Genomic DNA, 10,292 nt, shown 5'->3' on the forward strand with positions numbered 1-10,292 from the left:
GTGCTGCTCGCGCCGGCGTTGACGGTCGATGACCCGCCGATCACGATCTGGCCGCCTCCGCCTCCGCCTCCGACCGTCACGGACTTCGGGACGCTCTTCGACGCGCCGGCGGAATCGTGGACCGTCAGAGTGATCGTCGCAGTTCCGCTGCTGGCAAACGCGTGGGGGAAACTCGCACCGGAGCCCGAGGCTCCATCGGTCGACGTCCATGAGTACGTGTAGGGCGACGTGCCCCCGGAGACCGATGCGGACCAGGTGTTCTGCGTGCCCGCGGCGACGCTCGTCGGCCCGCTGATGCTCGCCGAGAGCGTCGATCCCGTGACGCTGAAAGACTGCGACGCGGTCGTGCCGGCCACCGTCACCTTGACCGTGTACGAGCCCGCCGCGAACGTGTGCGCGACGAAATCCGTCGTCGTGTGGCTCGTGTCGAGCGGCGATCCGTCACCGAAGTCCCATGTGGCCGGGAAGGAGGGCTTGTTGAGGTCGCCCAGGTCCCCGAGGTAGAAGGTGCCCGGCGAGCCCGCGCACGACGTGACCACTCCCGCGAAGACGTTCGTGTAGCACGTGTCGGTCGCGGCGAGAGACTGCTGCTTGCTGATCCAGACCTTCGGCACGTACTGGACCGCGCTGTAGAGGAACGTGTCCGGGAACGAGACCGACGAGCCCTTCGAGCCGCCGGTGTAGGCGACGACGAACGTGATCGTGTGGTTCTGGCCGGTCGTCAGCGCCGGCACTCCGATCGTGACCGACGAGGTGAGACCGGGCAACGGCGAGATCGGCGTCAGCGCTCCGGCGTCGTACTTGTAGGAAACACCGGTGATCGAGACGGTGCTTCCCTTCTGGAGCGCGAACGTCGCCGTCGTCGTGCTCTGGCTCGAATAGAGCGTCGCCGGCACGGTGATCGAGCCGGCGATGTCGGTGAAGACGATCGTGCCGGCGACGGACGCCGCCTGATAGCCGCCCGCGTACTTCGCCGCGACCGTGAAGCTGGCCGCGTTCGACGGCGGGGCGCACGTCGTCCCCGCGCAGCTCGTCGAGAGCGCGTTGCTCGCGGCGTCCTTGAACGACCAGGCGAACCCCGCCGGGCTCCCGTCGGAGGCGCTCGCGTCGATCGACCCTCCCGTCAGGATCTTGACGCTTCCGTCCGATCCCAGTGCCGGGACGCGGGTCAGCGGGACCTTCAGCGTGACCGAGTTGACGGCGACGCCGGAATCGAGCGTGGCCGCCGAGACGAGCTCGCCGAACTTCTGCGAGATCGAGGCGCTCGTGATGCTCACCGGGCTGTAGCTGCACTGGCTGTTGCTCAGCGTCTGGCAGGGGAAGACGACGCTCGGGAGCGACGGCGCCGACGTCGCGGAGATGTCCGCGTTGCCCTTGTTGGAAGTCGAGCTGTTGTAGTTGGCCCAGACGTACCAGTTCGTGATCGAGCCTCCCGTGCCCGCCTTCGATGAGTCGATGAAGGAAAACGTGTCGCCGACGTACGAAGCCTTGTCGCTCCGGGCCTGGGCGCTCTTGTTCACGAGCGTGAAGGACGCCGCCGGGTTGGGAGAAGGCGGAGACGTGACGCAGGAGACGTCGAACGTGTCCGTCTGCATGCTGAGGCCGGAAACCGAGACGATCCGGTAGAGATAGAGCATCCCGGGCGCCGCCGGGTCGACGTACGCGCCGAACCCCGCCGACGTGTCGTTCGAAAGGGCGGAAATCGTCGTCTGGACCGCGGGGGAACCCGACTGGCCGGCGAGGTAGCCGCCGGCGATCACGTCGAGATCGAGCGGATTGGTCTTCTCGGCAATCAGGACGGGAGCCGATGCGCCGACGGGCACCTGAAGGCGCGAGTACTTGTTCGCGCCGTTCGGGATGGTGCCCGTGCGGGTCACGCTCGTACCGTCGAAGGAGAAGACGTCGATTCCGCCGGAAACGACGACGAAGATGAGGTAACCGTTGCCCGAGGGATACGCCGCGACCTGCTGGATCGATCCCGCCGCGGAGCCCGAGGAGAGGCTCGCGCTCGCCGCGAGCGTGGACAGCTTTCCGTCGGATCCGATGGAGGCGAACTTGACCGTTCCTCCCCCGTTGACGAAGAAGACTGCCGCGAGGAACTGGTCGAAGGAATCGTTGCCGAGCGTGACGAGCCGGTTGGCGCCGGCCCACGCCGAAACGGTCTGGATCGCGTGAAGCGGCGTTGCGACCGCGGAGTATGCGGGGTTCGTGACGTCCACGGCGTACAGCGTGTTCCGATCCACGAAGTACCCCATGTACTTTCCGCCCGACGAGAGCGCCGCGGCGGTCTGAGAGATGGAATTCCCGTTGTTGACGTCGATCTGTTGGCCGAACGTCTCGGTCCCGCCCGGGGCGTTGATCGATATCAGCTGCTCGGGCGTGCCGCATCCGGAGCCGTCGTTCCATCCCATCGGCATGCGCCCCGAGCCGTTGGGAGAGTCGGCGATGGCGATGCCGCTCGGCCCCGGCCAGCAGTCGACGAAAGAGCCTCCGCCGACGGGTCCGCCTTCGCGGAAACTGATCTGGTAGACCGAGGGCGAGGGAGCGCCGGGGTTGGATCCGAGATACGCCCCGATCACGCCGTAATGGGTGGGCCCGTAGATGGTCGGCGAACGCCGCCCCATCGTGAGCCCGGAAACGAAGACGATATCGCGGTAAGTCTGGTTGGCGAAGGAAAACCCGCTGACGTCCGTGGCGATGGGCACGAGGCTCGTCGAACAGGCCGCCGCCCGGAGCGGCGCGGAAGAAGCGGTGAGGAACGCGATCGCGAGGATTCCGTGCAGGGCCGAAATGAATGCACCGCGCACGAAAGATTTCTGCCGTGATCGAGGCAACGCCCCGGGCGTCAAACTCGACCCGACGCCAAAAATCCTACGTTTGGTCATGAGCAACCTTTCCGAGTTTTCGAAGGCGGCGAGAAAAAAAGGGGTGGAGGGCTCGCGCCCTCCACCCACCCTGAAACGAATCAGAACGCGCCGGTGACCCCGTCGGCGTTGATCGGGGTCGGAACTTCCGGAACCGCCGGGAAGACCAGGCCCGAGTAATCCGCCGGCTGGCAGTTGTTCGGGTCGAAGCTGACCGCGTTGATCCCGGAGTTGGCGAACGCGCCAGGCACCGAGAAGTCGTACGCAAGCCACGCCTGATCGAGAACCGTGCCGTTGGCGCCGAAGTCGATGTAGACCCAGCCCGCCGAGGAGGCGTTCGAGCCCGCGAATTCGGTGATCGAGAGCCGCTGCGTCTCGAGGGGAATGTTGAACGTCTGGCCGGGCGGGCACGGGGAGACCTGGCAGCCGGTCTGCTGCGCCGGGGTCTCGTCCTCGTCCCAGATCACGGTGAAGACATTCGGCTCGACCGCGGTGCAGTCGTCGCCGGTGAGGTCGGTCAGGTCGTCCGCCGACGCGCGCCACGCACGGAGGAAGGTGGTCGAATCGGCCGAGATGTTGATGTAACGAGCGCCGTAGGTGATGCCGAGGGGCTCGCGCATGTCGCCGAGGATCGGAGTGAAGAGCCCGATCGTCGCGAAGTACGCGCCGCCGCCGTTGTCACCGCCCGTCAGGGCCGGGTTGATGGTGCCGGCGTCGTCTTCCCAGTACCGCGCGTAGAACGTGCGGATGGGCGTGCCGTTCTCGGCGTTGAGCTCGACCACGTCGGCCTCGAGGGCCACGAGCGGGCCGCCGAAGGTCGGCGTCGTTCCCTCGGACTGGATCGTGTAGTCGCCCCAGAGGCTGTTCTCGAAGCCGCCGGCGATGTCCGCCCAGTACGCGGGATCGTTCGGGTTGTCGAACGTGCAGTAGTTGACCATGTCGATCGTCACGTAGCCGACCAGCAGGTCGGTGCCGTCGGCAGCGAAGTTGGCGTCGCCGGCGCCCGTGGCGCACTCGTCCGTCCCGTCGAGCTCGGCCGCGAGGGCGGCCGCGAACGACTGCGGGAACGCCGGGGTGCCGTAGTTCGTCGAGGCGCCCGAGTCGTTGGGCGTCGGGAACGCGTTGGGGGTGAACCGACGGAATCCGCTATCCGCTGCGCAGGCATTGTCGCCGCCCAGAGCCGGGTTGTCCGGGAGCGTTCCCGTGAGGACGCTGCCCATCGACCAGGAGAGGACGTCGAATCCCGTGAGCCCGATGTTGAAATCGAGCACGGGAACGGATCGGCGCGTCCACACCGTGACGTGCGCGAGCGTCGGAGCCGCGGAAGCATTGACGACCGTGACCAACGTGTCGGTGCCGTTCAGCCCGCCGCCGAACGGCGTCGGGGCGATCGTGCCCCCCGCATTCGAGACCGAGGTCTGGAAGTACGGGAGCAGGAGCGTCGCCGCCGGTTTGTGGTCGATCGTGCAAGTGACGGCCGACGCCGTGCCCGCGAACGCGGCCAGCGTGGCAACCGCCACCAGCGTAACCAAAACCTTCTTCATTGAGATCTCCTCTTTCAAAAACTTCAAATTTTTTACCTGAACTGAAAACCGGGACTGAGTCCGACCATCGGTCAACGCGATTCCATCACCTCCGATACTTTTCGTTCCTTCGATATCCGGAAGCCTTGTTTTTTCACCTCTATGGGGTGGTTCGAATTTCCCGCTATGCGGGCCTCGCCGGAGATGATGGGGTAACAATCCCCCCCAAGTCAAGGGTATTTCGAAAAAATATGCTCCGGCAGCATGGTCACTTTCCCTGGTTCAAGAGCACCTCGAACCCCCCCGGGTCCTTCGGATGCTCGGAAAATCCCGTTTTGGCCATCACGATGTCGAGCCGGCCGTCGCCGTTGACGTCCGCGAGGCGGGTGTCCGCCGCCGGGGAGTCCAGGGGCGGCTCGGAGGCTTCGGGAGCCTCCTCGAACCGGCGGTCCGGCGTCTGAAGGAAGATCCGAACTTTCCCGGCGGTCCGGTCGGGAAAGACGACGTCGTCGAGCCCGTCGCCGTCGAGGTCTCCCATCGCGACCGAGGTGAGGCGGACCTTGTAACCCTTCTGACGCCAGACCGGGATCTTGCGCCACCCCTGCGGATCCTTGTAATACACGTTCAGTCCGTCCGCCTGGAGTGCGCCCGCATGCTTCTCGAAAAGGTCGGCGAACCCGGAGAAGCGTTCGGCGCCGACCGTTCCCGGCGCCACGGCGAAATGGTAGGCGGCCTGCTCGATCGTCTCGAAGAGCTCGTTCGAAAAGTTCCCCTTCCCGTCGTTCTTCCAGGTCAGCCCCCACCCGCCGAGGTAGCGGCAGCCGGTGAGGATGTCTCGGGCGGGCTTCGCGCCGGTGACGTCGATCGGAAAGACGTTGAACGAAAAGCACGCGCCCTCCGGCGCGCCCGGGTCCGCCGCCCATCGGCCGTTTCCCTGGTTGAGGAAGACCCGCACCTGCGCGGTGTCCTTCCCGGTCTTCTTCCGGAGATCGTTGTTGACGATGTCCTGCGAGACCACGAGGTCGGGGCGCCGGTCGCCGTCGACGTCGAAGACCGCGACCGCCTGGGACGAGAGCTTCGCCGGGAGCCCGGCGCCCGCCGTCTGGAATTTCCCGCCGCCGCGATTCATGAACACCCGCACCGTCTGCGCGTGCGACGCCGTGACGACGTCGGGCCGCCCGTCTCCGTCGAGATCGGCGACCGCAACGCCGCCGTACTGGAGCGACGGCGTCACGGGCTTTCCGGCCGCGTCGAGGATCTGAACCTTGATCTCCTGGAAATTCCCCTGCCCGTCGCCCCGCCAGACGCGGAAGAGCGGCGATCCGGAGAGCCGCGCCGGCATCGCGACGACGTCGCGATGGCCGTCGCCGTCGACGTCGGCCACGGCGATGTTCTGCCGCCACTGACCGCGCTTCGGGAGGCCTTCTCCCGCGCGGACGAACCGAACCCCCGACGCCGCGCGGGCGGGCGCCACGTTCTCGAACTGCTCGGGCGTGACGATCAGAGGGCTTTTCTTCGCCTGCTGCTCCATCTCGGCGCGGGCCGCGGCCTCCTGCCGTGAGACCTTCTCGCGGCGCTCGGCGGCCGCCGCGTTCATCTCCTCCGGCGTCGTCTTCTCCACCCGGACGTAGTAGTAGTCCGCATCTTCCCGCGCGAGGAGGACCGGCACGTTCATGAACGGAAGGCGGACGTGCGTGTCGTCCACGCGGACCATGTCGCTCTTCTTGTACCGCTGGACGTAGTACGTCGAGGTTTCCTCGACGACGTCGGGATTCGTCTTCGCGGCCGACTGCGCCGGGGCTTGGCTCGCGGAGGAGGGCGCGGACGCGGCCGGTTTCACCGCCGCTGCGGCGGGAGGAGATTTCTGCGTCGTCGAGGACGACGAGCAGGCGGAAACCGCGGCGAGACTGCCCGCCGCCCAAACTACCGCCGCCCATCGGCTGACCCGGTGCTGCATCGGGACTCCTTTCATCGGTTCACAAAAGATCGGCGAAATGCGGCTCCGCTTTGACGAAGAGGAGAGAGCCGAGCATCGCCGCCACGACGGAGAAGACGACGAGGTACGCGATCGACCCCGCCCCGGGAAGCGCGCGGCGGAAGAGCGCGTCGCGGAATCCTTCGACGAGATGCGCGACGGGATTGACCGCGACGACCCAGCGGAACCGCGCCGGAACGATCGAAACCGGATAGAAGATCGGCGTGACGAACGCGATCATCGCGAGCGCGAGCCCGGCGACCTGCGCGGTGTCGCGCAGGAAGACCTGGACGCCGGCGAGCAGGCATCCGATACCGTAGGTCGCGAGCACCTGGACGGCCAGGAGCGGGAGGACGAGGAGCGCCCAACGCGGCGAGAAATGCCCTTTCCAGGCGAGGTAGGCCGAATAGAGGGCGAGTCCGATCAGCTCGTTGACGACCGCCGACAGCACGACCGTCGCGACGAGGGTCTGCTTCGGGAAGACGGCCTTCTTCACCATCGCCGCGTTGTCGGTCAGGCAGGTCGCCGAGCGCATCAGCCCCTCCTGGACGGCGAGCCACGGGATGAATCCCGCGAGGAGGTACTCCGGGAAGACCACGCCGGCCGGCTCGCCGGAGAGCGGGATCCGCAGGACGACCGAGAAGACGAACGTGTAGATGACGACCCAGGCCAGGGGAGCGAGGAGCGCCCAGACCGGGCCCAGGAACGAGCCGACGTATCGCGACCGGAGGTCCCGGGCGACCAGCTCCGACAGGAGATAGGCGGAGTTTCCGGCGCGGCCGGTCGCCGACGGCTTGACTTTCACAGGGGCGGGATTATATTGGCGGTGCAAATATGGCGCAACAGCATTTCCCCGTCACCCGGCAGAATCTCGTGGGCGCCCGGATCCGCGCGCTCCGCAAGGGGAGGAATCTCACCCAGACCGAGCTCTCCGAGAAGATCGGGATCCTCCAGTCGGACCTCTCGCGCATGGAAAAAGGGGAATACAAGGTCGGCCTCGACACGCTCTTCAAGATCCTCGGGGTCTTCGAGCTCGACATGGCGTCGTTCTTCGACGACGCCGCTCCGGCCGAGGACGACCGTCAGCTCTGGAAGGAGTACCTCGCGCTCGATGACGACGCGCGGCGCGAGGTCGCCGATTTCATTCGCTTCAAGAAGTCGCAGGGAAAGGGCGATTCGGGCGAATAAACTCCTTGAGCTCTTTGCTTTTCGTCCCCCGGGTGGTACATTGTCAGGACTTGCCGACTTCACGATGAGCGACCGCAGCAAGCATCTCGAATTCCTCCGCCGCACGGCGCGCGAAGCCGTGTGGCAGGGAGACTGCGAGCGCGCCCTCCTTCTTCTCGAGGAGGGGCTGGCGCTCGCGCGCGCCTGGAAGCTGCGCGAGACCGAGGACCTGTTCCTCTGCAACCGGATCGCGACGCTCGTCGAGATGGAACGCAACGACTTCGACCTCTCCGCGTTGAAAGAGGTCGTCCTCCGGCATCCGGACGGCCGGCTCGGCGCATTCGCCGCGTACACCGCGGCGTGCGCGCACGAGCTGCGGCACGAATACGCGAAGGCGCGGAGCTACGCGCAGATGTCGATCGGGCGCTCGGAAGGGCTCAACCCCTACCTCAAGGGGGTGTCGTTGAACCTCCTCGGCGGTCTCGATCTCTCGGAGAGCCGCTTCCAGACCGCGCTCCCCCTGTTCCGGGAGGCGATCGAGATCTACTCGGATTGCGACCAGGACACCACGCGGGAGACCGCCGTGGCCGAAGACAACCTCGGCTACGTGTACATCGCGTGCGACGAGGTCTCCATCGGCCTCCCGATCGTCGAGCGCGCGCTCAACCAGTTCGACGCGATGGGCGCGCGGGCGTTCACGACGTTCCCGAACCTCGACCTCTGCCTCGGGCACCTGAAGCTCGAGCATTACGACGAGGCGGAGCGCTGGGGGATCCAGGCGCTCGCCCTCGGCCAGGAGTTCGGCCAGGAGAAGGTCATCAAGAACTCGCATTACCTCCTCGGGGAGATCTATTCCGAGGTGGGGCGGCGAAACGACGCCGAGCAGCACTTCGACGCGCTGTCGAAGTTCTACCCCGATTTTCCGTCCTTGAAGGGATTCCTCCACCAGGTGAACGTGGTGGGGATGATCAACCTGCGGGCGTGAGGAGCCGATCATGAAGTCCCGGCGTCTTTCGGTTCTGGCAACACTGATCGGAGTCGCCGCCGCCGTCTTCGCGGCCGGGGCCGGGGCCGAGGAGCGCTCCCTGCTGACGTCCGACGGGACGCTCTACCACGTGCAGTCCGGGTTCTACCGATCTTTCGAGCCGGACGGCACGGCCGCCGCCCCCGATGCCTTCGTGATCCGCTGGGATTCGACGGACCAGACGGGCGCGGTCCAGTCCGGAATCATCCCGGGAACGAACAATACCGACCCGAAGGACCAGTTCGACCTCGCGTACGACTCGCTCTCGCAGTCGCTCGTGCTCGTGTGGAACGACCGCTTCCAGATCATCAACTCGATCCAGTTCGCGATCTTCCAGAAGGGGATCTGGGTCCAGGCTCCGCTGCTCCCTTCCGGTGTCTTCAGCTTCGCGAGCAACCCGCAGATTCTCATCACGCACCAGACGGTCCAGGACCTCGACGCGGACGGAAACGAAGTCGACTCGCAGCGCTCGATCATCTCCGTCATCTGGTGGGAAGGCTCCGTCCGCCCGCGCGCGCGCCTGGCGTCGATCTTCGTCGAGAACGGCAGCTTCAACCTCGCCGACATTCCGATCTCCGACCTCCCGGAGCTCGTGGGGAGCCAGACGATCGAATGGCCGGCGATTCTCGACAATCCGCTCTACGAGAGTCCCTCGCTGCAGCAGGACGGACTTTCGTCGACGATCCTCGCGAGCTTCGCCGACGTCGCGACCGGAACGCTGCAGGTCGCGCAGATCACCTTTCCTTCCGATTTCCGCCACGTGATCGACCCGCTGCATGGACGGCACGTCGTCGTCATCCTCGGCCACAACTCGTCGCCGATCCTGGCGGCGGTGCCCGCCAGCCCCACCCTGCTCGGAACCGTCGTCGGAAGCTCCTACGAGCCGACGGTCTACTGGCAGTCGGATCCGGACCACGTGAGCTACGCGATGTCCGACGGCACCCGGTGGACGCCGACGCGGACGGTGGCGCTGACCCCCGCGCTCGGCACGGATGCGGCGGTGCGCCTCATCCGCAAGATGGCCATCCAGAATTAGAGCGCGCAGCGCGCATCGCCATGCGCGCGCAGCGCTCTATCCTGAGCGAGCTTGCGGCGGCAAGCGAGCGAAGGGTCTGCCGCAGCGCGCATCCCGCGGTCGGTCCTCTCCCAAACTGTCATCCTGAGGAGCGAAGCGACGAAGGATCTGCCCCAGGGACCCAGGCAGATCCTTCGCTGCGCTCAGGATGACATGCGAATGGCTTGCTTCCGGCAATCGCGCCGGCAGTTCGGCAGAAGGGAGGCGGACCAGTCGATGCATCCGCCTTCGCAGAGGCTAAGGCCGATTTCACGGGCAATCCTCCGAAGCTCGCCAGAGCGAAGGAGGATCGCCGTGCCGGCAGCTCCGATTCTCGCGAGCAGCGATCCTCGGTTCAGAACCAGCCGAAAGCGCGGCAAGGCGCGAGCCCGGTCCGCCGTCGCTCTGACGAGCTATGGCGGATTGATCGTCCCGAACGGCCGTTGTGAAGCGAGCACCCCTGCCGCCTCGATCCGCCGTAGCCTTGGCGAAGGCGGACGGGATGCGGGTCGCCGGCCGGCCGCTAAGGCGTACCGGCGAGCGTACGTCGTGCGGACGGCCGGCGGCACGCGCCCGCCCGGCTCGATGCATCCGCCTTCGCCCCGCCGTCGCCAAGGCTTTGGCAAGGCTTCGGCGGGACAGGTCGCCGTGCCGGCTAATCCTCGATGCAAGCAGAGGCGGCACT

7 protein-coding genes are annotated in these 10,292 nt (G+C 66.4%); 3 read left to right on the top strand and 4 right to left on the bottom strand.

Translation table 11 applies throughout. The annotated features are described in order from the left end of the window. The 4 genes from VKH46_16735 to VKH46_16750 all read right to left on the bottom strand — a co-directional run. A partial coding sequence (locus tag VKH46_16735; protein HKB72480.1) for a PKD domain-containing protein occupies positions 1-2,807 on the bottom strand: 2,807 nt, incomplete at its 3' end. A gap of 158 nt (positions 2,808-2,965) precedes the next feature. After that, positions 2,966-4,408: a hypothetical protein gene (locus VKH46_16740; GenBank protein HKB72481.1), complete on the bottom strand. Its 1,443-nt coding sequence runs from the start codon at positions 4,406-4,408 to the stop codon at positions 2,966-2,968. A gap of 247 nt (positions 4,409-4,655) precedes the next feature. Beyond that, positions 4,656-6,359, bottom strand: coding sequence for a VCBS repeat-containing protein (locus VKH46_16745; GenBank protein ID HKB72482.1), 1,704 nt, complete (start codon positions 6,357-6,359; stop codon positions 4,656-4,658). Between the two features lie 4 nt (positions 6,360-6,363). After that, positions 6,364-7,167: an ABC transporter permease gene (locus tag VKH46_16750; protein ID HKB72483.1), complete on the bottom strand. Its 804-nt coding sequence runs from the start codon at positions 7,165-7,167 to the stop codon at positions 6,364-6,366. Positions 7,168-7,196: 29 nt separating this feature from the next. On the opposite strand from VKH46_16750, the gene VKH46_16755 reads away from it, so the two are divergent. From VKH46_16755 to VKH46_16765, 3 genes are all read left to right on the top strand, one after another. Then, on the top strand, positions 7,197-7,550 hold the full coding sequence (locus tag VKH46_16755) for a helix-turn-helix transcriptional regulator (GenBank protein ID HKB72484.1): 354 nt from the start codon (positions 7,197-7,199) through the stop codon (positions 7,548-7,550). A 64-nt stretch (positions 7,551-7,614) separates the two neighbouring features. Next, positions 7,615-8,514, top strand: a complete 900-nt coding sequence (locus tag VKH46_16760) for a hypothetical protein (protein ID HKB72485.1) — start codon at positions 7,615-7,617, stop codon at positions 8,512-8,514. Between the two features lie 10 nt (positions 8,515-8,524). After that, positions 8,525-9,589, top strand: a complete 1,065-nt coding sequence (locus VKH46_16765) for a hypothetical protein (GenBank protein HKB72486.1) — start codon at positions 8,525-8,527, stop codon at positions 9,587-9,589. Positions 9,590-10,292: the final 703 nt, after the last annotated feature.

This window comes from Thermoanaerobaculia bacterium (assembly GCA_035260525.1).
Taxonomy (GTDB): domain Bacteria; phylum Acidobacteriota; class Thermoanaerobaculia; order UBA5066; family DATFVB01; genus DATFVB01.

Coding starts and splice junctions, on each gene's coding strand:
- VKH46_16740 (HKB72481.1), bottom strand. CDS start 4,408: ATGAAGAAGGTTTTGGTTACGCTGGTGGCGGTTGCCACGCTGGCCGCG.
- VKH46_16745 (HKB72482.1), bottom strand. CDS start 6,359: ATGAAAGGAGTCCCGATGCAGCACCGGGTCAGCCGATGGGCGGCGGTA.
- VKH46_16755 (HKB72484.1), top strand. CDS start 7,197: ATGGCGCAACAGCATTTCCCCGTCACCCGGCAGAATCTCGTGGGCGCC.
- VKH46_16760 (HKB72485.1), top strand. CDS start 7,615: ATGAGCGACCGCAGCAAGCATCTCGAATTCCTCCGCCGCACGGCGCGC.
- VKH46_16765 (HKB72486.1), top strand. CDS start 8,525: ATGAAGTCCCGGCGTCTTTCGGTTCTGGCAACACTGATCGGAGTCGCC.